General features: G+C 66.7%; 18 protein-coding genes and 1 rRNA gene. 6 read left to right on the plus strand and 13 right to left on the minus strand.

The genetic code is table 11. The features are described from left to right. Positions 1-3: 3 nt before the first annotated feature. The 3 genes from ACI2JH_RS09830 to ACI2JH_RS09840 all read right to left on the minus strand — a co-directional run bounded on the left by ACI2JH_RS09830 (position 4) and on the right by ACI2JH_RS09840 (position 2,592). Complete coding sequence (locus tag ACI2JH_RS09830) at positions 4-1,167, minus strand: heme A synthase (RefSeq protein ID WP_101098655.1); 1,164 nt, start codon at positions 1,165-1,167, stop codon at positions 4-6. Positions 1,168-1,177: 10 nt separating this feature from the next. Further along, positions 1,178-1,753 (minus strand): hypothetical protein, encoded by a 576-nt coding sequence (locus tag ACI2JH_RS09835; RefSeq protein ID WP_101098666.1) that lies wholly within the window; start codon positions 1,751-1,753, stop codon positions 1,178-1,180. 119 nt (positions 1,754-1,872) lie between these two features. Beyond that, positions 1,873-2,592 carry an SURF1 family protein gene (locus ACI2JH_RS09840; protein ID WP_404736091.1) on the minus strand — a complete coding sequence of 240 codons (720 nt, stop codon included), beginning with the start codon at positions 2,590-2,592 and terminating at the stop codon, positions 1,873-1,875. A 57-nt stretch (positions 2,593-2,649) separates the two neighbouring features. Here ACI2JH_RS09840 and ACI2JH_RS09845 point away from each other — a divergent pair, with 57 nt between their 5' ends. Next, positions 2,650-2,868: a twin transmembrane helix small protein gene (locus ACI2JH_RS09845; protein ID WP_042611977.1), complete on the plus strand. Its 219-nt coding sequence runs from the start codon at positions 2,650-2,652 to the stop codon at positions 2,866-2,868. 17 nt (positions 2,869-2,885) lie between these two features. Here the strand turns inward: ACI2JH_RS09845 and ACI2JH_RS09850 are convergent, their stop codons facing one another. From ACI2JH_RS09850 to coxB, 5 genes are all read right to left on the minus strand, one after another. Beyond that, on the minus strand, positions 2,886-3,761 hold the full coding sequence (locus tag ACI2JH_RS09850; protein ID WP_404736092.1) for a cytochrome c oxidase subunit 3: 876 nt from the start codon (positions 3,759-3,761) through the stop codon (positions 2,886-2,888). A gap of 26 nt (positions 3,762-3,787) precedes the next feature. Next, positions 3,788-4,378, minus strand: a complete 591-nt coding sequence (locus ACI2JH_RS09855) for a cytochrome c oxidase assembly protein (protein WP_101098651.1) — start codon at positions 4,376-4,378, stop codon at positions 3,788-3,790. Then, positions 4,375-4,509 carry a hypothetical protein gene (locus ACI2JH_RS09860; RefSeq protein WP_404736102.1) on the minus strand — a complete coding sequence of 45 codons (135 nt, stop codon included), beginning with the start codon at positions 4,507-4,509 and terminating at the stop codon, positions 4,375-4,377. The genes ACI2JH_RS09855 and ACI2JH_RS09860 overlap by 4 nt, the downstream gene beginning before the upstream one ends. An 8-nt stretch (positions 4,510-4,517) precedes the next feature. Continuing rightward, the gene (ctaD, locus tag ACI2JH_RS09865; protein WP_042611980.1) at positions 4,518-6,128 is read right to left on the minus strand and encodes a cytochrome c oxidase subunit I; all 1,611 of its coding nucleotides are present in this window, start codon (positions 6,126-6,128) and stop codon (positions 4,518-4,520) included. A 61-nt stretch (positions 6,129-6,189) separates the two neighbouring features. Next, positions 6,190-7,161, minus strand: coding sequence for a cytochrome c oxidase subunit II (gene coxB / locus ACI2JH_RS09870; RefSeq protein WP_404736093.1), 972 nt, complete (start codon positions 7,159-7,161; stop codon positions 6,190-6,192). A 23-nt stretch (positions 7,162-7,184) separates the two neighbouring features. Between coxB and ACI2JH_RS09875 the strand changes: the two genes are divergently transcribed. Then, the gene (locus ACI2JH_RS09875; RefSeq protein WP_319275413.1) at positions 7,185-7,508 is read left to right on the plus strand and encodes a hypothetical protein; all 324 of its coding nucleotides are present in this window, start codon (positions 7,185-7,187) and stop codon (positions 7,506-7,508) included. A 74-nt stretch (positions 7,509-7,582) separates the two neighbouring features. After that, positions 7,583-10,804, plus strand: a complete 3,222-nt coding sequence (gene putA, locus ACI2JH_RS09880; protein ID WP_404736094.1) for a bifunctional proline dehydrogenase/L-glutamate gamma-semialdehyde dehydrogenase PutA — start codon at positions 7,583-7,585, stop codon at positions 10,802-10,804. A gap of 500 nt (positions 10,805-11,304) precedes the next feature. Here the strand turns inward: putA and pnuC are convergent, their stop codons facing one another. Together pnuC and ACI2JH_RS09890 are read right to left on the minus strand one after the other, a co-directional pair. After that, positions 11,305-11,883, minus strand: coding sequence for a nicotinamide riboside transporter PnuC (pnuC, locus tag ACI2JH_RS09885; RefSeq protein WP_404736095.1), 579 nt, complete (start codon positions 11,881-11,883; stop codon positions 11,305-11,307). A gap of 79 nt (positions 11,884-11,962) precedes the next feature. After that, positions 11,963-13,306, minus strand: a complete 1,344-nt coding sequence (locus ACI2JH_RS09890; protein ID WP_404736096.1) for an outer membrane protein transport protein — start codon at positions 13,304-13,306, stop codon at positions 11,963-11,965. 221 nt (positions 13,307-13,527) lie between these two features. Here ACI2JH_RS09890 and ACI2JH_RS09895 point away from each other — a divergent pair, with 221 nt between their 5' ends. Next, positions 13,528-14,220, plus strand: coding sequence for a rhomboid family intramembrane serine protease (locus tag ACI2JH_RS09895; RefSeq protein ID WP_101098647.1), 693 nt, complete (start codon positions 13,528-13,530; stop codon positions 14,218-14,220). Positions 14,221-14,389: 169 nt separating this feature from the next. On the opposite strand, the gene ACI2JH_RS09900 is transcribed toward ACI2JH_RS09895, so the two are convergent. Both ACI2JH_RS09900 and ACI2JH_RS09905 read right to left on the minus strand, forming a co-directional pair. Beyond that, positions 14,390-15,835 (minus strand): S41 family peptidase, encoded by a 1,446-nt coding sequence (locus ACI2JH_RS09900; RefSeq protein WP_404736097.1) that lies wholly within the window; start codon positions 15,833-15,835, stop codon positions 14,390-14,392. A gap of 125 nt (positions 15,836-15,960) precedes the next feature. Beyond that, positions 15,961-17,280: a murein hydrolase activator EnvC family protein gene (locus ACI2JH_RS09905; RefSeq protein WP_404736098.1), complete on the minus strand. Its 1,320-nt coding sequence runs from the start codon at positions 17,278-17,280 to the stop codon at positions 15,961-15,963. Positions 17,281-17,381: 101 nt separating this feature from the next. Between ACI2JH_RS09905 and ACI2JH_RS09910 the strand changes: the two genes are divergently transcribed. Both ACI2JH_RS09910 and ACI2JH_RS09915 read left to right on the plus strand, forming a co-directional pair. Then, positions 17,382-18,050, plus strand: a complete 669-nt coding sequence (locus tag ACI2JH_RS09910; RefSeq protein WP_319279107.1) for a hypothetical protein — start codon at positions 17,382-17,384, stop codon at positions 18,048-18,050. A 54-nt stretch (positions 18,051-18,104) separates the two neighbouring features. After that, on the plus strand, positions 18,105-19,832 hold the full coding sequence (locus ACI2JH_RS09915; protein WP_404736099.1) for a M28 family metallopeptidase: 1,728 nt from the start codon (positions 18,105-18,107) through the stop codon (positions 19,830-19,832). A 147-nt stretch (positions 19,833-19,979) separates the two neighbouring features. Here ACI2JH_RS09915 and rrf read toward each other — a convergent pair. Continuing rightward, positions 19,980-20,072: ribosomal RNA gene (rrf, locus tag ACI2JH_RS09920) — 5S ribosomal RNA — on the minus strand; the annotation flags it as partial.

The following is a 20,072-nucleotide window of genomic DNA, read 5'->3' on the forward strand; positions in this document are numbered from 1 at the left end:
GCGTCAGTCCGGTGCCCGCAGGCGGGCCAGCAGGCTGACCATCACGAACAGCAGCAGCACCGCCCCGCCGTTGTGCAGCACCGCCACCGGCAGCGGCAGTGCCATCTTGACGTTGGCGATGCCCAGGCTGATCTGTGCGATGAGGCCGACGATCAACGCCACGGCCCAGCCGCGCATGCTCGGGGTCCGGAACAGACGCACGCCCAGCCACAGCAGGTACGCCGCCACCACGATGGCGAACATGCGGTGGCCCATCTGGATGGCGATGCGCGAAGCGCCATCGAGGATGCCGCCTTCGTAATCCACGCCGATGCCGCGCCACAGGGTGAAGCCCTCGGCGAAGTTCTGCTGCGGCCACCACTGGTTGGCACAGCGCGGGAAGTTGTCCAGCGACAGGCTGCCGCCACCACAGGCCAGCGCGGCGTAGTTGGCGCTGACCCAGCCGCCGAGTGCGATCTGCACGGTCAGCACGGCGACGCCGATGCGCAGCAGCCACTTCAGCTTCGGTGCTTCGGCCAGGGTGATCGGCAGGTGGGTCGCGCGCCAGGCCATCCAGGCCAGCATCGCGAACATCAGCATGCCGCCCAGCAGGTGGCCCATCACCACGATTGGCTTGAGCAGCCAGGTGACGGTCCACATGCCCAGCAGCGCCTGGAAGATCACCACGGCCAAGGTCAGCACGGCGGCGCGTGCGAGGTCGCTGTTGCTCCAGCGGAACGCGGCTACCAGCAGGATCACCTCGCCGAGCAGTGCCAGCACGCTGGCGGTGGCATGCCAGCCCAGCATGTACAGCGGGATGCCTGCGGCCACCAGCACGCAGGCGGTGACCACCGCGGTGCTGCCGAAACGACGTCGACGCGTGGCCAGCAGGGCTAGGGTGAGGATCTCGATGCCCAGCGCGCCGGCCAGGAAGCGGTGCACCTGCTCGCGCCACGCCTTGTGCGTTTCCAGCGGGCGGATGTCCGCGGCCGGATGGCCGATGGTTTCCTCCACATGCTGCGGCCAGGTGGCCTGGCCATAGCAGGTCGGCCAGTCCGGGCAGCTCAGGCCGGCATCGGACAGGCGCACGAAGGCACCGAACAGGATGGTGCTCGCGGTCATGATCATCGCGAACCACGCCAGGCGGTGGAAATTACGCTGCAGCGCCGGACGCGCGGAAAGGCTCATCAAACAAGGCTCACTTCAGTTTCAGCAACGTGGACAGGTCCTTGCGCAGGCCACCGAGGTCGGTGCCGGGCGCATGGCGCATGATCACGAAGCCGTTCGGATCGACGATGTAGACCGGCACGCCGGCCGGGTCGTCGACACCGGGCAATGCAGCGCGCAGTGCCGGCGAAGGGGCCAGCGCGCGCAGTGCAGGGGTTCCAGCCAGGGGCGCCGGCGGCGTTCCCAGCCAAAGTATCTCCACATTATCGGCGTTATGGCCGAACAGCTGCCACACCTTGGCCAGTCCCTGCGACAAAGTGACGCATGGTTCGGCGCACGCGACGGGCGGCGCGACCAGGATGCGCCAGATCTTTTCTTCGCCTTTCCAGGCATAGGGCACGCCGCTGGCCAACAGGGGCGGCTGCAGGCGCAGGTCCACCGGCGGCTGCAGCAGCTGGCCGACGTTCTTGTGCGCCGCCGGCTGCCAGCCGGAGAAGCGCAGCACCCCGGCCAGTGCCATCGCGCCGAAGAACAGGACGAACAGCAGCACCAGAGTCCGGCGACCCTTGCCGCGCCCGGTGTCCTGCGGTGACGTAGCAGCATTCATGGGCAGCATTTTCTCATGTTGGGAAGGGGTGTGCCGGTGGATTGGGTGCGGGTCCGGTGGGTGACGAGCGTTGGTCGTCGCGCTTCTGCTCCGGGCAAGAGCGTGACGACCAACGGTCGTCACCTACCAGGGAACCGCCGACGGCGGCGCCATTCCAGCACCAGCGCCACCACCAGCACGGTCAGGGCCAGGCCGAACCATTGCACGGCGTAACCCAGGTGACGCTGCGGCGGCAGCGTGTTGGGCAGCAGGTCGAGGTCGCGCTCGTCGCCGAACGGCAGCGCCGGATCCAGCCGCAGCACGCGCGCAGGCAGGCCAGGCAGGCCCAACAGCGGGGCCAGCGCGTCGGCCTGCAAGCGGCTGGCCAGCCAGCGCTGCGGGCCCGCCGGGGTCGTCACCGGCCCCATTGCCAGCCCCGGTGCCGGCGCGGGCGCCAGCAGCCCGCGTACGGCCACCGGCGAGGGCGGTGGCGCCACGTCGGGCAGCGCGCGATCGGCAGGCAGCGGACGCCAGCCCAGGTCCACCAGCAGCACCGCGCCATCATCGCTGCGGAACGGTCGATAGAGCTTCACTCCGGCACGGCCGTGGCGCATCTGGTTATCCAGCAGCACCAGCCCCGACAGGAAGCGGCCGTGGTCGAGGATGCCGTGCACCGGGCCGGCAGCGGCCAGCGCGCGCGACAGGGTAGTGGGCGGTTGCGCGGCCGCCACGGCCTGCGCCTGCAACAGCGCCTGCTTGTGCTGCATGCGCTGCAGCTGCCAGCAGCCGAGCAGGCAGAACACCGTCATCGCCACCAGGGCCAACAGCCAGCCCAGCGTCCGCGTGTGCCGTCGCATCATGACAAACGGCTGCAAACGCGGTCAGATAGGAGCATCCGCCCCGCCATCGAGCCGCGCATGAACGATTCGCTGAAGACCCTGCTGGTGATCGCGTTCCTCATCGTCATCGTCTGGAACCTGGGCGCCGGCCTGTACTACCTGCTGGTGGATCGGGGACAGACCAAGCGCACCGTCAATGCGCTGACCCGGCGCATCGCGGTGTCGGTGGCGCTCATCCTGCTGGTGGTCATCGGCATCTGGGGCGGCTGGATCCAGCCGCACGGCATCGCCCGCTGAAGCAATCGTTACGTAGATCAAAGCACGTAGACGAACAGGAACAGCATCAGCCACACCACGTCGACGAAATGCCAGTACCACGCCGCCGCTTCGAAGCCGAAATGGTTGTCGCGGGTGAAGTGGCCTTTGGCCGCGCGCAGCCACATCACGGCCAGCATGATCGTGCCCAGCAGCACGTGCGCGCCGTGGAAGCCGGTCAGCATGAAGAACGTGGAGCCGTAGATGCCCGAGCCGAGAGTGAGGTTGAGCTCGGTGTAGGCGTGGATGTACTCCTCCGCCTGCAGGGTCAGGAACACCAGTCCCAGCACCACGGTGATGCCCAGCCAGGTCAGCAGCTGGCGGCGATGGCCGGCCTTCAGTGCGTGGTGGGCGATGGTCAGGGTGACGCCGGAGGTCAGCAGGATCAGCGTATTGATCAGCGGCAGGCCCCACGCCGGGATGGTCTGGAACTGGCCACCGATGGCCGCCGGGCCGTTGGTCGGCCAGCCGGACGAATAGCCTTGCCACAGCAGTTCGTTGGTCATCACCCCGTCGCCCTCGCCGCCCAGCCACGGCAGCCCCAGCGCACGGGTGTAGAACAGCGCACCGAAGAAGGCGCCGAAGAACATCACTTCGGAGAAAATGAACCACACCATCCCCATCCGGAACGAACCATCCACCTGCCGGTTGTAGTGGCCGGCCTGCGATTCACGCACCACGTCGCTGAACCACCAGAACAGGGTCAGCACCAGCATCGCCAACCCGGTGAAGAAGCTCCACTTGCCCCACGTCGCGTCGTTGAGCCAACTGGCCACGCCGACCATGGTCACCATCATCGCGATGGAGCCGATGAACGGCCATCGGCTGTGGGTCGGCACGTAGTACGCGTTGGCATCGGAAGGAAGCTGGGCCATGGTCGTTGTCCGGTTCGGTGGCGCGCTCAGGGCGCGGCGTGCGCATCGGCCGGCACGCTGGCCGGTGCAAGGCGCGCGGAGAGCGCGTCGTTCTTGTAGAAGGTGTAGGACAGGGTGATGGTGCGGATCTCCGGCGGCAGCGAGGGATCCACGATGAAGCGCACCGGCATGTCGCGCTTCTCTCCGGCCTGCAGGGTCTGTGCGGTGAAGCAGAAGCATTCGGTCTTGCTGAAATAGCCCGAGGCACGCGCCGGCGCCACCGACGGTACGGCGCTGCCGACGATGGCGACCTTGCCATCGTTGCGCGCGAAATACAGCGCTTCGTTGAGCTCGCCGGGCACCACGTCCATGGTCAGCTGTTCGGGATGGAAGGCCCACGGCAACTGCGAGTTCACCCCGCCATCGAACTCCACCCGCACGGTGCGCTTGCCGGCTGCGGCGCCGACGCTGGCCTGTGCCCCGGGCCCGCGTTCCAGGCGCACGCCGAACACTTTTTCACAGGCGATGCGGTACAGCGGCACCAGCGAGAACGTCAGCAGGAACACCGCCACCGCCACGCCGATCAGGCGCGGCAGGCCGGCATGCCGGGACGGGGCGGCGGCCTGCGGTGCGCTCATCGGCCGATCACCCCGCTGAGGATGAAGCCGACATACACCGCCACCGCCACCGCGCCCACCCACAGGGCGGTGCGGCGTGCACGCTGGCGGCGCAGGGCGGTGTCATCGGATGATGGGTTCGCATCATGCATGTCGCACCTCAGTGACTGATGTCATCGTGGGCCAGGTCGCCCGGGCGGATCACCGGCGGGGTGGTGAAGGTATGCGCCGGCGCCGGTGACGGCACCGTCCATTCCAGCCCGCGCGCGCCTTCCCAGCTTCGCGCTTCGGCCTTTTCCCCGTTGCGCAGCGAGGCCAGCAGGATCGCGGCCATCATGAAGGGCGTGGCGAACATGCCGAACGCACCGATCGAGCTGATCAGGTTCCAGTCGGCGAAGGCCACGCTGTAATCCGGGATGCGCCGTGGCATGCCGGCCAGGCCGAGGAAATGCTGCGGGAAGAACAGCAGGTTGACGAACACGATCGACCACCAGAAGTGGAACTTGGCCCACTTCTCGCTGTACATGCGGCCGGTCCACTTCGGCCACCAGTAGTACACCGCCGCGATCAGCGCGAACACCGCACCGGTGACCAGCACGTAGTGGAAATGCGCGACCACGAAGTAAGTGTCGTGGTACTGGAAATCAGCCGCGACGATGGCCAGCATCAGGCCGGAAAAACCGCCGATGGTGAACAGGATGACGAAGGCGACCGACCACAGCATCGGCGCTTCGAAGGTGAGCGAACCGCGCCACATGGTGCTGACCCAGTTGAACACCTTCACCCCGGTCGGGATGGAGATCAGCATGGTGGCGAACATGAAGTAGATCTCGCCACCCAGCGGCATGCCCACGGTGAACATGTGGTGGGCCCACACGATGAAGGACAGGAAGGCGATCGCCGCGGTGGCGTAGACCATCGCCTGGTAGCCGAACAGCGGCTTGCGGCTGAAGGTGGGGATGATTTCACTGACCACGCCGAACGCCGGCAGGATCATGATGTAGACCTCCGGGTGCCCGAAGAACCAGAAGATGTGCTGGAACATCACCGGGTCACCGCCACCGGCGGCGTTGAAGAAACTGGTGCCGAAGAACTTGTCGGTCAGCAGCATGGTGACCGCGCCGGCCAGCACCGGCATCACCGCGATCAGCAGGAAGGCGGTGATCAGCCAGGCCCAGCAGAAGATCGGCATCTTCAGCAGGTCGATGCCCGGTGCGCGCATGTTGAGCACGGTGGCGATGATGTTGATCGCGCCCATGATGGAACTGATGCCGGCCACGTGGATGGCGAACACGGTGAAGGCCACGTTGTAGCCGCCCTGCAGCGACAGCGGCGGGTACAGGGTCCAGCCCCCGGCCGGTGCGCCGCCGGGCAGGAACAGGGTCAGCAGCAGCATGCCGAAGGCCACCGGCAGCAGCCAGAACGACCAGTTGTTCATGCGCGGCAGCGCCATGTCCGGCGCGCCGATCTGCAGCGGGATCATCCAGTTGGCCAGGCCGACGAAAGCCGGCATCACCCCGCCGAAGATCATCACCAGCGCATGCATGGTGGTCATCTGGTTGAAGAATTCCGGCTTGACGAACTGCAGGCCGGGCTGTGCCAGTTCGGTGCGGATCACCACGCTCATCGCCGCGCCGATGATGAACATGACGAAGCTGAAAAGCAGGTACAGCGTGCCGATGTCCTTGTGGTTGGTGCTGAACAGCCAGCGCTGGAAAAAGCCCTGCGCATGACCGTGGTGTTCGTCGTGCCCAACTGCCGAGTGCGCCATTGCAAAACACCTCTCAGATCGATTTGTCACAGTGGCCGCGATGCAGCCACGGGCGGTTGGGTCAGGCGTCGGTGGTGGGCGCCGGTGCAGCAGGCTCGGCCGGGGTTACCGGTTGCCGTGGCGCGGTGCCGTCGCCGGGCGGCGTGGTGGTCTCCGGCGCGTTCGGGGTGGCAGGCGCGGCAGGTGCAGCAGGCGCGGCGGCGGGCGCCGGCTTCTTCTGCGCCAGCCACTGCTTGAAGTCTTCCTTGGACACCGCTTCGACCACGATCGGCATGAAGCCGTGGTCCTTGCCGCACAGTTCGGCGCACTGCCCGCGGTAGACGCCGGGGGTGTCGATGCTGGTCCAGGCCTCGTTGATGAAGCCCGGGATGGCATCCTGCTTCCAGCCCAGCGCCGGTACCCACCAGGCGTGGATCACGTCGTCGGAGGTGATGACGAAGCGCACCTTGGTATCCACCGGCAGCACCAGCCGGTTGTCGACGTCGAGCAGGTAATGCGGATTGCTTTGGCGGGTGGGCACCTTGCCGCTCTGGCGCACGCGGTCGGACTCGCGGTCCAGCCGGCTGGTGAAGTCCACGCCCTCGCCCAGGTACTCATAGCGCCACATCCACTGGTAGCCGGTGACCTTGACGGTCATCTCGGCATCGCGGGTGTCGTACATCTTGATCAGGTTGGCGGTGGCCGGCCAAGCCATCACCACCAGGATCACCACCGGGATCACCGTCCAGATGATTTCGGCCTTGGTGTTGTGGCTGAAGGTGGCGGCGACCGCGCCCTTGGATTTGCGGAACTTGAAGATGGCGTAGGCCATCGCACCGAACACGATCACGCCGATGACCGTGACCACGATCAGCGAGAGCATGTTCGATTCCCAGGCCAATCGCGAGGTCTGGGTAACCCCCCGGCCCATGTTCAACTGCCATGGCTTGGGATCGGCGGACTGCGCCCATCCCAGTGCCGGAAACGCCATTCCGGCCGCCACCGTGGCGATCCCGGACACGCACCTGCCGCCCCACGCGCTGCTTTGCTTCATTGCCTAGACCCTTGACGTCATCGGTGACCGCCATCGCTGGCGGCGAGCAAGCTTTCAAGCTGGTTTCCGGGCATCAAGCGTCCGTGGGGGGGACGCCCTCGCCGTTGCGTATTCAGATCCCCTGCGGCGCATCCGCCGCCCTGATCCTGTCGCAACCGCGTTCCTGCCGCGGGTTACGTCTCGATGGTAGCCCTGCCCTCTCGACACTTACAAGGTCCATTCACGGTAAATACGATGCTGCAGCACAGCAATTGGTCGTCGGCCGATTTGCCGATTTCGGCACAAAAACGACCGCGCGACCAGATTCAGCTGAATCCTTTACGGGGCGGAGCTATGAGGATTACTGAAAGGCGCCATGCAAGGGCTTTCCGCGGGCCAAAATATGATTAAAATCGCCAAGTTTTCCACTGGCCGGACCGGCATGAACGCACCTACTCTTTCGCCCGCTGCCCCCGGCTCCGCGCCGCCGGCCGACGTGCTGCTGTCGCCGGAACTGCCGGCATCTCCCTCCGCTTTCCGCCAGGCCATCACCGACGCCTGGTTGAAGGACGAGGCGGCCCACGTGACCGAACTGCTGGCACAGGCGCGCCTGCCGGCCGACGAACAGGCGCAGGTGCAGGCGCTGGCCGCCGACCTGGTCGCCCGCGTGCGCGTGCGCGCCAAGGACCAGGGGGCGATCGAAGCCTTCATGCGCCAGTACGACCTGGGCAGCGAGGAAGGCGTGCTGCTGATGTGCGTGGCCGAAGCGCTGCTGCGCATCCCGGACCAGGACACCGCCGACAAGCTGATCCGCGACAAGCTGGCCGATGCGGACTGGAAGAAGCACATGGGCGGCAGCGACTCGGTGCTGGTCAATGCCTCCACCTGGGGCCTGATGCTGACCGGCAAGCTGGTACAGATCAACGACCTCACCCGTGCCGACGTGCCGGGCGCGTTCAAGCGCCTGATGGGCCGCGTGGGCGAGCCGGTGATCCGCCTGGCCGTGCGCCAGGCGATGAAGATCATGGGCCATCAGTTCGTCATGGGCCGCACCATCGGCGAGGCGCTGGAGCGTTCGCACAAGGGTGACAACGCCAGCTACCGCTATTCGTTCGACATGCTCGGCGAAGGCGCGCTGACCATGAAGGATGCCCTGCGTTACCTGGAGGACTACCGCCGCGCGATCCATGCCATCGGCGGTGACCACAAGGCACGCGGCGGCCGCCCGGATGGCGACGTCAACAATGCCCCGGGCATCTCGATCAAGCTGTCCGCGCTGTACCCGCGCTACGAGCACGCCAAGCGTGCCCGCGTGCTGCACGACCTGGTGCCCGGCGTGCTGGAGCTGGCACAGCTGGCGAAAAGCTACGGCATCGGCTGCACGGTGGACGCCGAAGAAGCCGACCGCCTGGAGCTGTCGCTGGACATCATCGATGCGGTGTTCTCAGATGCCTCGCTGAGCGGCTGGGATGGCTTCGGCGTGGTGGTGCAGGCGTACCAGAAGCGCACTCCGTACACGATCGATTTCCTCGCCGACATGGCCCGCCGCAACGGCCGTCGCCTGCAGGTGCGGCTGGTCAAGGGCGCGTACTGGGACGCGGAGATCAAGCGCGCGCAGATCGAAGGCTATCCGGGCTACCCGGTGTTCACCCGCAAGCAGAACACCGACGTGTCCTACCTTGCCTGCGCCAAGCGCCTGTTCGGTCATGGCGACGCGATCTATCCGATGTTCGCCACCCACAACGCGCACACCATCGCCGCGATCCGCAGCATCGCCAAGGGCGGTGTGTACGAGCACCAGAAGCTGCACGGCATGGGCGATGACCTGTACGCCGAAGTGGTGCCGGCCGATCGCCTTGGCCTGCCGTGCCGCGTCTACGCGCCGGTCGGTTCGCACGAGGACCTGCTGCCTTACCTGGTGCGTCGCCTGCTGGAAAACGGCGCCAACTCCAGCTTCGTCAACCGCATCACCGACGACCGCGTGGCGATTGCCGAGCTGGTCCGTGATCCGGTGGAAATGGTGGGTTCCTTCGCCTCCATCCCGCACCCCAAGATCCCGCTGCCGGTCGACCTGCTGCGCAGCCAGAACCACCACAGGACCAATTCCATGGGCATCAACCTCGCCAACGACAACGCACTGCGCGACCTTGCCGGGCAGCTCAACAGTGCCGTGAAAGCATGGCATGCCACCCCGCTGGTGCCCGGTGCCAACCTGACCGGACCGACGCTGCCGGTGACCAATCCGGCCGACAACCGCCAGGTGGTGGGCCAGTGGCAGGCGGCCGACGATGTGACCGTGCAGAAGGCCCTGACCAACGCGGTTGCAGCGCAGCCAGCCTGGAACCGCACCCCCGCTGCCAGCCGCGCGGCGATCCTGGAACACGCCGCCGACCAGCTGGAAGCACGCATCGCCGAGTTCATGGCGCTGTGCGTGAAGGAAGCCGGCAAGAGCCTGCCCGACGGCGTGGCCGAGGTGCGCGAGGCGGTCGACTTCCTGCGCTACTACGCCAAGCAGGCACGCGAGCAGTTCGCGCATGCTGAAAAGCTGCCCAGCCCGACCGGTGAATCCAACGAACTGCAGCTGCATGGCCGCGGCGTGTTCGTGTGCATCAGCCCGTGGAACTTCCCGCTGGCGATCTTCCTGGGCCAGGTCGCGGCGGCGCTGGCGGCGGGCAACAGCGTGATCGCCAAGCCGGCCGAACAGACCAACCTGATCGGCTACTACGCGGTGAAACTGCTGCTGGATGCCGGCGTGCCGGAAGGCGTGCTGCAGTTCCTGCCGGGCGACGGCGCCACTGTCGGTGCGGCGTTGACCGCCGACCCGCGCGTGGCCGGCGTGGCCTTCACCGGGTCCACTGATACCGCCCGTGCGATCAACCGCGCGATGGCCGCACGTGATGCCGCGATCGGTGTGCTGATCGCCGAGACCGGCGGCCAGAACGCCTTCATCGCCGATTCGTCGGCGCTGCCGGAACAGCTGGTCAAGGATGCGATCGGTTCGGCGTTCACCTCGGCCGGCCAGCGCTGTTCGGCCGCACGCGTGCTGTTCGTGCAGGACGACATCGCCGACAAGGTGATGACCATGCTGGCCGGCGCGATGAAGGAACTGAAGGTCGGCGACCCGGGCGAACTGTCCACCGACGTGGGTCCGGTGATCGACGCGGACGCGCTGCGGATCCTGCAGGACCATGCCGTGCGCATGGACGCCGAAGCCCGCCTGATCGCCGCTGCCACGCTCGGCGATGGCACGGCGCACGGCACCTTCTTCGCGCCGCGTGCGTACGAACTGAAGGACCTGGGCCAGCTGCACAGGGAGATCTTCGGACCGGTGCTGCACGTGATCCGCTGGAAGGGCGACCAGCTGCAGGCGGTGATCGACCAGATCAACGCGACCGGTTACGGCCTGACCCTGGGCGTACATTCGCGCATCGACGAGACCGTGGACCGCATCACCCACGGCATCCAGGTGGGCAACGTGTACGTCAACCGCAACCAGATCGGTGCGGTGGTGGGCGTGCAGCCGTTCGGCGGCCAGGGCCTGTCCGGCACCGGCCCGAAGGCGGGCGGCCCGCACTACCTGCTGCGGTTCGCCACGGAGAAAACCGTCACGGTGAACACCACCGCGGCCGGCGGCAACGCCTCGCTGCTGACATTGGGCGATTGATTTTTTCCGCTGTGCCGCGGGTGGATTCGTTGCCTGGGTGGGACCGGGTGGGTTGGCGGGAAACGCCGTGAATCCATCCCTGGAGGCTCGCCATCCGCATCCATGCGGATGAGCGTTCCCGCCAACGCACCCCGCCCCACCGCTGACGGTTTCCCGCGGCCGCCAGCGGGTGGGGAAGAGAAGAGCAGGGTCAGGGTCCTTTCACCATCGGTAGCGCCGAGCCATGCTCGGCGGAAACCATCAGGTCCCCTTTCTGCCGATATCCGCCGACCATGGGTCGGCGCTACCAAGGCCCCAAGGACCATGTTTGTCGATAGCCCTCATGGACCTGTCGAAGGTGGGGCGGGGTGGCTGTGCCGGACCGTCTTTTCGCATGGATGCGAAAAGCGAGCCTCCATGGACGGATTCACGGCGTGTCCTGCACAGCCACCCCGCCCCGCCAACAAACAGCCCTGCAGCTGTTGACGTTGACGTTGCCTGCGCTTCTGACCGTGCGCGCGTCAGCGCGCAGCCAGCATCAACCGCCGCCAGTGCAGCAGCGCGACGATTGCGTTGATCCAGTAGCCGACGTACAGCAGCGCCGTCAACTGCAGGCCCCCTGAGTAGTACAGCGGCACCGCCAGGGTGTTCACCAGCAACCACACCCACCAGCATTCCAGCTTGCGCCGCATCATCATCAACTGACCGACCATGCTCAGCAGCAGGATCCCCGCGTCCACGTAAGGCGCCTGTCCGTCCGTATGGCGGCTCAGCATCCAGCCATAGCCCCACGTGCCCGCGACTACCAGCACGACCAGCGCCGGCCACGCAGCGGCGCGCAGGCGGGTGATCGGCAGCGGCGCACCCTGGTTGCCGCGCAGCCACTGCCACCAGCCCAGTGCACCCACGACGATGAAGAACCCCTGCAGCGCCACCTGCCCGTACAACCGCGCCTGCAGGAACACCGCCGCGAACAGCAGCCCGGCAATGATGCTCATCCACCAGCCATGCACGCTGTTGCGCCCGGCCAGCAGTATCGAGACGGCCGCTGCGACATTGGCGGCGATTTCAAGCTGGAACGCGGGGTCTGAAAAATCCATGGGCCATTGTAGTGCGCAAAGAAAAAGCCCCGCTTGCGCGGGGCTTTCCGGTCCTGCTGTCACGCGTTGAAGCGTGGAATCAGAACTTGTACTGCATCGACGCAGCCAGCACGTCGCCGCGGACCTTGTACTTGCCGGTCAGCGAGTTGCCCTGGTTGTTGGTACCCGGCTGCACGAACAGGTTCGGGTCGCTGGTCAGCAGGTGGGTGTAGCCGAAGTTGTATTCGACGTTGTCCGACGGGGCCCAGCCCAGGCCAACCGACAGCCACTTGCGGCTGGTGTCCGGCACGCGCACGTCGCGGTGCGCGTCGGTGGTCGGGGTCTGGTCCAGTGCCACGCCGCCACGCAGGGTGACGGTGTCGCTCAGCTTGAAGTCGGTACCCAGCGACACGAAGGTGGTATCGCGGTAGCCGAATTCCAGCACCGAATCGGGCTGGGCCGAAGCGTAGTCGATGACCACCTGGTCGAACGCGGTCGACCATGCGGTACGGGTGACATCACCCATCACGGTCCAGCGGTCGTTGATGTTGTGGGTCACGCTCAGCGTGGCCGACGCCGGCAGGGTCACCGTGGCCTTGCCGCTGGTGGTCACGAAGCGGCCCGGCTGGGCAACGGCCAGCACGGCAGCGGCGTTGGACGGCACGTCGAAGGTGGCGTCGCCGCCGGTGATCTTGTGCTCGACCTTGGAACGGTAGCTGATGCCGATGTGGGTGTTCTCATCCGGGCTGAACAGGCCGCCGACGGTCCAGCCGACCGCGTTGTTGTCGCCTTCCACGGTCAGCTTGCCATCGGCGCTGCCCGGGGCGAAGCCCGGTACGCGGGACTGGGCCAGCGCGGTGCCGAAGTCGATGTTGTTGCTCAGTTCGATGGTCAGGTGTTCGACGAACACCGACGCGCCGAAGGACACGTGCGGGTTGACGTCATAAGACATCGCAAAGCCGAGGTCGATCGCCTTCAGGTCGGTCTTCAGGCCGCTGTAGCGACCCACCCAGCCGTCGTCGTAGTCGGTCTTGAAGCCGAACGGTGCGGTCAGCGACACGCCGAAGTGGGCCTTTTCGCCGATCGGCATGTGGAAGTAACCGGCCGGGACCGGCGCGATCATGCCGGCGTCGCCGCCGTCACCACCGGTCTGCGGGGCGCCGGTCGGCTTGCGGCCGGCACCTTCGAACTCGGCCTTGAAGCTGATCGCGCTCAGGTCACCCTGGATCACGCGGCCATCGAGCTGGCGCATGCCAGCCGGGTTGGCGGCGATGATCGAGGCATCACCCTCGGCGCTGCCCGAACCTGCGAAGGCGCGGCCGAGGCCCTTGGCACTCTTTTCCGCCAGCTGGAACGCGGCTGCGTTCGCATCGGTGGCGGCCAGTACGCCGGCAATGCCGACAGCCAGCATCGTAATGCGGGCAAAAGTAGAAGCGGTTTGCATCGTTTTATCTCTCCGGAAAGCGGTTGTTTGCTCTGCATGCGCCTGCGTCCCGCCGGGGCCAAGGCCCTGCAGGACGCGCCGGATTCCCCTCCCGACATACGACGCCGTATGCGAGTATTACCCAGACGTGTTAATGAAACAATAACAGATAGGGTGCATTTTCAGCTTGAAAACTGAATGCGCAGACCTCCGCCATCGGCTGTCGAGATACCCTAGCCCCCATGTTCCTGTCGCTGCCCTCCCGTCGCAAAGCCGCCTTCCGCTGGGCAACCCCGGTGCTGTTTGCGACAGTCTGGCTGGCGTTCCTGTGGTCGATCTCGCGTCCCCACGAAGCGCGCAACAGCCTGTGGATGGATTGGGGCGCCCTGTCGGCTGGCCTCATGCGGCCGCTGGACTGGTGGGCCACGCTGCAGGACGGCAGCGTGCTGCGGCTGTTCACCGCGCTGTTCCTGCATGCCGACTGGTCGCACCTGCTCGGCAACCTGGTGTTCCTGTTGATCTTCGGGCTACCGGCCGAGCGCGTGCTGGGGCCGTGGCGGCTGATCCTGCTGTTCCTGTTCGGCGGGGCCTTCTCCAACCTGGTGGCGATCTACACCATGGGCACGCCGGACCAGATCATCATCGGGGCGAGCGGCGCGGTATCGGCATTGATCGGGACCTACCTGGCGCTGTTCCCGGGCGCACGCCTGGGCGTGGTGATTCCGTTGGGCCTGTTCCTGGAATTCGTCCGCGCACCGGCCTACCTGCTGATCGGCTTCTGGGCGGTGCTGCAGGTGGTGTTCGCGCATATCGGCCCGAGCTTCGGCATGGTGGCCTGGTGGGCCCATATCGCCGGCTTCGGCTTCGGGGTGGTGTACGGCGTGTACGTGCGCGCCGCGATCGCCCGCCGGCTGCGCAAGCGCCAAGGTTTCTGACGCGCTTCCGGTAGTGACGGCCGCTGGCCGTCCTGCCTCTTCCGTCCGCTGCGCTCGCCGAGCATGGCTCGGCGCTACCAGGCCGCGGCCATCGGTAGTGACGGCTGCTGGCCGTCATGCGGTGGGTGACGGTGGGTGACGACCGTTGGTCGTCACGCCTTTGCCGCGGTCAGGGCTTGGCCGGCGCGTCCGCTGGCTTGGCTTCGGGCTTGGCTTCCGGCTTGGCTTCCGGCTTCGCTGCGGCCTTGTCCGCTGCCGCGTTGGCCGCTTCGGCCTTCACTCGTGTGGCGACCGAGCCCGGTGCCTTCAGCTCGGCCAGTGCGTCGTTGATCGGGCCGTCGCCCGGCAGTACGTCGCCGGCCTGGTAGCCTTCCTCGCCTTCGCCATCCCCATGCAGGTGGCCTGGCAGGGTCGCTTCGCTGAAGTCGGACAGGCTGGCCGGCAGGGCGTCTTCGCCTTCCACCGGTGCGGGCTTGAGCTCCACTTCCGGCACGATACCGGTCGCCTGGATCGACTTGCCGCTGGGGGTGAAGTAACGCGCGGTGGTCAGCTTGACCGAATCGCCGTTGTCCAGCGGCAGCACGGTCTGCACCGAGCCCTTGCCGAAGGTCCGGCTGCCGATCACCCGCGCACGCTGGTTGTCGCGCAGGGCGCCGGCCAGTACTTCCGATGCGCTGGCCGAACCGGCGTCCACCAGCACCACCACCGGAGCGCCCTTCAACAGGTCGCCGGGCGTGGCATCGAAGCGTGCATCGCTGATGCTGATGCGGCCGCGCGTGCTGACGATGTTGCCTTTCTCGATCAGGTCGTCGGCCACCTGCACCGCGGCGGTCAGCAGGCCACCGGGATTGCTGCGCAGGTCGAGCACCAGGCCCTTGAGCTGGCCACCGGCCTGCTTGGACAACTGCCGCGCATGCTTCTGGAAATCAGCTGCGGTATCGGCCTGGAAGGTGCTCAGGCGGATGTAGCCGTAGCCGGGTTCCAGCATGCGGCTGCGCACGCTGGTCACGCGGATGGTTTCGCGCGCCAGGCTGACATCGAAAGGCTTCGGCTTGCCGTCGCGCACGATGGTCAGCACCACCTTGCTGCCGGCCGGGCCACGCAGCGGTTCGCTGGCCTGGATGGCGCTGATCGGCTTGCCGTCGATGGCGATGATCAGGTCGCCGGCGAGGATGCCGGCGCGTGCGGCCGGGGTACCGTCGATCGGCGAGATGATCTTCAGGCTGGCATTGTCCGGCTGCTGCTGCAGCTCCACGCCGATGCCTTCGTAAGCGCCGTTGGCCTGCTCGTCGAAGGCTTCGGCATCTTCCTTGTCGAAGTAGGTGCTGTGCGGATCCAGGTCCAGCAGCAGGCCGCGCACCGCGTCCTGCATCAGCTTCTTGTCGTCCACCGGGTCCACGTAGGCCGCGCGCACTGCGTTGTACACCGCCACGAAGCGCCGGATTTCCTCCAGCGGCACTTTCGACGTCGCCGCCTCTTCGCTGCTCGCCGCGGTGGACGGCCTGGCATCGGCGGGGGCGTCGGCAGGGGCGGCCGCGGCAGGTTCGGCCTGCTGGGCCAGCGCCAGTGAAGGCATCATGGCCAGCAGCAGGGTGGCGGTTCGGGCTACACGCATGAAGCACTCCTGGGGTCGAATTCGAATGCTCCGGTGAAGTGCGCGCACGACCGATGCAGGTCCCGATTATGCGTCAGGTATCGGTAAATTCCCGTTGAATGTACGACGACCTCGCGCGCGACGGTTCAGCGACGCTGCAACCAGCTGTCCGGGTTCACCGGCTGGCCGCCACGACGTAGTTCGAAGTACAGCGCGGTGACGCCCTGCCCGCCGGAATTGCCGACCTTGGCCAGCGGATCACCCCGCTTCACCGCAGCGCCGGCATCCTTGAGCAGGGTGTCGTTGTGCGCGTACAGGCTCATGTAGCCGTTGCCGTGGTCCACGATCAGGATCATGCCGTAGCCGGTCATCCAGTCGGAGAACACCACGGTGCCATCGGCCACGGCGGTGACGGTGCTGCCGGCCGCCGCGCCGATCAGCACGCCGCTGCTGGTGCGCCCGTCAGGCAGCTTGCCGCCGTAGCGGGCCAGCAGGTTGCCGGTCAACGGCCAGCCCAGGCCCCCCACCCGCGGTGCCGGTGCGGCGGCGGCCACCGGCGGCACTTTGGTGGCGCGCGGCGGCGGCGGCGGACGGCCTTCGGCCACCGCGCGATCAGCGGCCTCTTTTTCTGCCGCCTTTTCCGCAGCACGTTCGGCGGCCGCGCGCCGGGCCGCTGCACGCCGCTCGGCTTCAGCACGTGCGGCGGCGGCACGCAGGTTGGCCAGCAGGGTTTCCAGCGCTTTCGCATCCTGGCCTAGGGCCTTTTCGCGTTCGCTGCGGTCCTTGAACTGTTCGTCCAGCGCGGCGACGGCCTGCTCGCGCTGGCGACGATCGCTGGCCAGTGCGGTGGCCTGCTGCTTCTGCTGCTGGCGGGTGGACTGCAGTTGTTGCTGGCGTTGCCCGATCTGCGCCTGCAGCGTGTCCAGTTCCTTCAGGTCAGCGGTGATGTCATGGATGCGTTGGCTGCGCTCGCGCTGCAGGTAACGGTGGTAGGCCAGCGAGCGGTTGCCATCGGCGACGGTGTCCTGGGACAGCAGCAGCTTCAACGGCGCATGGTTGCCCAGCCGGTAGGCTCCATTGAGCAGCCCGGCCAGTTCCGTGCGTTGCTTCTGCAGCCCGCCCTGCAGCGCAACGCGGCGTTTTTCCAGATCGGCCAGCGCGCTGTTCTGCGCCTGCAGCGCCGCTTCGGTTTCGGCCAGGGTGCGGCCGGTACGCGCGACCTTTTCATCCATTTCGCGCAGCTGCCGGCTGGCCTGGCCGCGCTGGTTGTCCAGCTGCCTGCGCTCCTGTGCAACGCCCTTCAGTTCGGTACGCAGCTTCTGCAGCTTGCGCTCCGCTTCGCGGGTGGACTGGGCACCGGCGGGCAGCGCCGGCAGCAGGGCAGCGGCGATGGCCAGCAGCACGCCTCCAGCCAGCACGGGCCAGCGGGTGTTAGCGATGCGTGAGGGAAAAGCATTGTCGCGCAAGGGCGTTCCAGTGACTTCAGGCAGATGCGGTTTCCAGTGCAACATGGTGACATCTTTGCCGGGCGGCCGGCCAGCCGCATGTGACTGACAAGGAACCTCTCATGAAAGCCCCAACCCTGACCCTGGCGCTCGCGCTCAGCCTTGCCGCGGTCGCCAGCACGGCGGCGGCGCAGGAAGACATCAGCAAGGTCAACGGCAGCATCAGCGCCGAACCGGGCCAGCGCTACGGTGACCTGGATACGGTCAACGGCAGCATCCGGGTAGACGACGGCGTGGAAACCGGCGACATCGAAACCGTCAACGGCGGCATCAAGGTCGGCGATGGCGCGCGCACCGGCAGCATTTCCACGGTCAACGGCGGTGTGCGGCTGGCGGGCGGGGTGATCGCACGCGGCAACGTGGAGACGGTCAACGGCAGCATCTTCGCCGACCGCCGCAGCCAGATCGAGGGCAGCGTGGAGACGGTGAACGGAGGTATCGGCCTGGTCGAAACCCGCCTGGCCGGCGATATCGAGACCGTCAACGGCGACGTCACCGTCGGCGTCGGTTCGGTGGTCAACGGCGGTATCCACATCAAGAAGCCCAGCTTCAGCATTTCGTTGACGCCGAACCGCAAGCCGCGGGTGATCATCGGACCCAATGCGGTGGTCAACGGCGCGCTGCAGTTCGAACGCGAGGTGGTGCTGTACGTGCACCGCAGTGCCAAGACCGGCACGGTGACCGGCGCCACCCCGGTGGCGTTCGACACCGACACCGCCCCGGAAAACTGATTCCATGCCAGGCCTGCGCCTGCAGGCCGGCTCCCCTCCCTGCAGGACCTGATGATGCCCCGTAAATTACTGCTCTGCCTTGCCCTCACCGCAGCACTGACCGCGTGCAAGGGCGAAGACGCCACCCCGGCGGCGACCGCCCCGGCCGCCGATGCCAGCGCCGCCACCGCGCCGGCCAGCACGCACACGTTCTCTCCGGAGATCAACGCCGCTGACTTCGCCGAACTGGTCAAGACGCTGGCTTCGGACGAGTTCGAGGGCCGCGCGCCCGGCAGCAAAGGCGAAGAATTGACCGTCAACTACATCCGCGACCAGATGCAGCGGATCGGCCTGCAGCCCGGCAACGGCGACAGCTGGTTCCAGGACGTGGCGATGACCGAGACCACGGCCGACGAAACCACCTCGCTGAAGATCGACCAGGCCGGCAAGGCCAGCGAGCTGAAGTTCGGCACCGACATGGTGGTAGGCACCCGGACCGGCCAGACCGAAGTGAAGGTGGACGGCAGTGACATCGTGTTCGTGGGCTACGGCGTGGACGCACCGGAGCAGCAGTGGAACGACTACGCCGGCCAGGACTGGAAGGGCAAGACGGTGGTGATGTTCGTCAACGATCCGGGCTTCCATGTCGACGATGCGAAGCTGTTCGATGGCAAGCGCATGACCTACTACGGCCGCTGGACGTACAAGTTCGAAGAAGCCGCGCGCAAGGGCGCGGCCGCCGCGCTGATCGTGCACGACACCGCCGGCGCGTCGTATGGCTGGGACGTGGTCAAGAATTCCTGGGCCGGACCGCAGTACGACCTGCCGGCCAAGAATGATCCCGAAGCCCGCCTGCCGGTGCAGGGCTGGCTGAGTGCCGAGGCCGCCAAGGCACTGTTCGCCGGTGCCGGCCTGGATCTTGCGCAGGCTTACAAGGATGCCAACAAGCGTGGTTTCAAGCCGGTGCCGCTGAACGCCAAGCTGTCGGTGGACCTGAAGAGCACCACCGCCGAGAAGACGTCCCGCAACGTGGTGGGCGTGCTGCCGGGCAGCAGCCGGGCCGATGAAGCCGTGCTCTACATGGCGCACTGGGACCACCTGGGCAAGCATGAAGGCGAAGCAGACGACAACATCTACAACGGTGCGGTGGACAACGCCACCGGCGTGGCCGGCATCCTGGAAGTGGCCGACGCGATGATGCACCAGGATCCGAAGCCGGTCCGTTCGGCGGTGTTCCTGGCGGTAACGCTGGAAGAATCGGGCCTGCTCGGCTCCAAGTACTACGTGGCCCATCCGACCTTCCCGCTGGACAAGATCGCCGGCGTGATCAACATCGATGCGATGTCGGTCGCTGGCCGTGCCAAGGACATGACGGTGACCGGTTTCGGCAGTTCCGAGCTGGAAGACATCCTCAAGCCGCTGGCCGCGGCGCAGGGCCGCACGCTGCATGGTGAGTCGGCAGTGCAGAGCGGGTTCTACTTCCGCTCGGATCACTTCAACTTCGCCAAGGCGGGCGTGCCGGCGCTGTATGCCGATGGCGGCGAGGACCTGCTGGACGGCGGCGTGGAAGCGGGCCGCAAGGCCGGTGAAGACTACGGGCGCAATCGTTACCACGGCCCGAAGGATGAGTTCGACGCCGCGACGTGGAAGCTGGACGGCACCATCGAGGACCTGCAGTTGCTGCACGGTGTGGGCAAGGAACTGGCTGCAGGCGATCGCTGGCCGAACTGGTACGAAGGCAACCCGTTCAAGGCGGCGCGCGATGAGATGATGAAGGGCAAGGCCGCTCCGGCAGGCAAGTAAACGCCGGGTTGGCTGATGTGTATCTGCGGCGCCCTTCGGGGCGCCGTTTTTTTTGCGCGTGTTTGACGGCCAGCGGCCGTCACTACCGGGCATGCGTACGCGCAAGAAAAAACCCCGCTGCGTTAGCAGCGGGGTTTCTGGTTTGAACCCTGGCGATGACCTACTCTCGCATGGCTTGAGCCACACTACCATCGGCGCAGCTGCGTTTCACTTCCGAGTTCGGGATGGGATCGGGTGGTT

It is taken from the genome of Stenotrophomonas sp. NPDC078853 (assembly GCF_044901215.1).
GTDB lineage: Bacteria > Pseudomonadota > Gammaproteobacteria > Xanthomonadales > Xanthomonadaceae > Stenotrophomonas > Stenotrophomonas lacuserhaii.

What these genes read in the sequence shown, in the direction of transcription:
- ACI2JH_RS09890 (WP_404736096.1), bottom strand. Translation starts at nt 13,306, where the DNA reads ATGCAAACCGCTTCTACTTTTGCCCGCATTACGATGCTGGCTGTCGGC.
- ACI2JH_RS09830 (WP_101098655.1), bottom strand. Translation starts at nt 1,167, where the DNA reads ATGAGCCTTTCCGCGCGTCCGGCGCTGCAGCGTAATTTCCACCGCCTG.
- ACI2JH_RS09910 (WP_319279107.1), top strand. Translation starts at nt 17,382, where the DNA reads ATGAAAGCCCCAACCCTGACCCTGGCGCTCGCGCTCAGCCTTGCCGCG.
- coxB (WP_404736093.1), bottom strand. Translation starts at nt 7,161, where the DNA reads ATGAAGCAAAGCAGCGCGTGGGGCGGCAGGTGCGTGTCCGGGATCGCC.
- ACI2JH_RS09860 (WP_404736102.1), bottom strand. Translation starts at nt 4,509, where the DNA reads ATGCATGATGCGAACCCATCATCCGATGACACCGCCCTGCGCCGCCAG.
- ACI2JH_RS09845 (WP_042611977.1), top strand. Translation starts at nt 2,650, where the DNA reads ATGAACGATTCGCTGAAGACCCTGCTGGTGATCGCGTTCCTCATCGTC.
- ACI2JH_RS09855 (WP_101098651.1), bottom strand. Translation starts at nt 4,378, where the DNA reads ATGAGCGCACCGCAGGCCGCCGCCCCGTCCCGGCATGCCGGCCTGCCG.
- ACI2JH_RS09915 (WP_404736099.1), top strand. Translation starts at nt 18,105, where the DNA reads ATGCCCCGTAAATTACTGCTCTGCCTTGCCCTCACCGCAGCACTGACC.
- ACI2JH_RS09850 (WP_404736092.1), bottom strand. Translation starts at nt 3,761, where the DNA reads ATGGCCCAGCTTCCTTCCGATGCCAACGCGTACTACGTGCCGACCCAC.
- ctaD (WP_042611980.1), bottom strand. Translation starts at nt 6,128, where the DNA reads ATGGCGCACTCGGCAGTTGGGCACGACGAACACCACGGTCATGCGCAG.
- putA (WP_404736094.1), top strand. Translation starts at nt 7,583, where the DNA reads ATGAACGCACCTACTCTTTCGCCCGCTGCCCCCGGCTCCGCGCCGCCG.
- ACI2JH_RS09835 (WP_101098666.1), bottom strand. Translation starts at nt 1,753, where the DNA reads ATGAATGCTGCTACGTCACCGCAGGACACCGGGCGCGGCAAGGGTCGC.
- ACI2JH_RS09840 (WP_404736091.1), bottom strand. Translation starts at nt 2,592, where the DNA reads ATGATGCGACGGCACACGCGGACGCTGGGCTGGCTGTTGGCCCTGGTG.
- ACI2JH_RS09895 (WP_101098647.1), top strand. Translation starts at nt 13,528, where the DNA reads ATGTTCCTGTCGCTGCCCTCCCGTCGCAAAGCCGCCTTCCGCTGGGCA.
- pnuC (WP_404736095.1), bottom strand. Translation starts at nt 11,883, where the DNA reads ATGGATTTTTCAGACCCCGCGTTCCAGCTTGAAATCGCCGCCAATGTC.
- ACI2JH_RS09900 (WP_404736097.1), bottom strand. Translation starts at nt 15,835, where the DNA reads ATGCGTGTAGCCCGAACCGCCACCCTGCTGCTGGCCATGATGCCTTCA.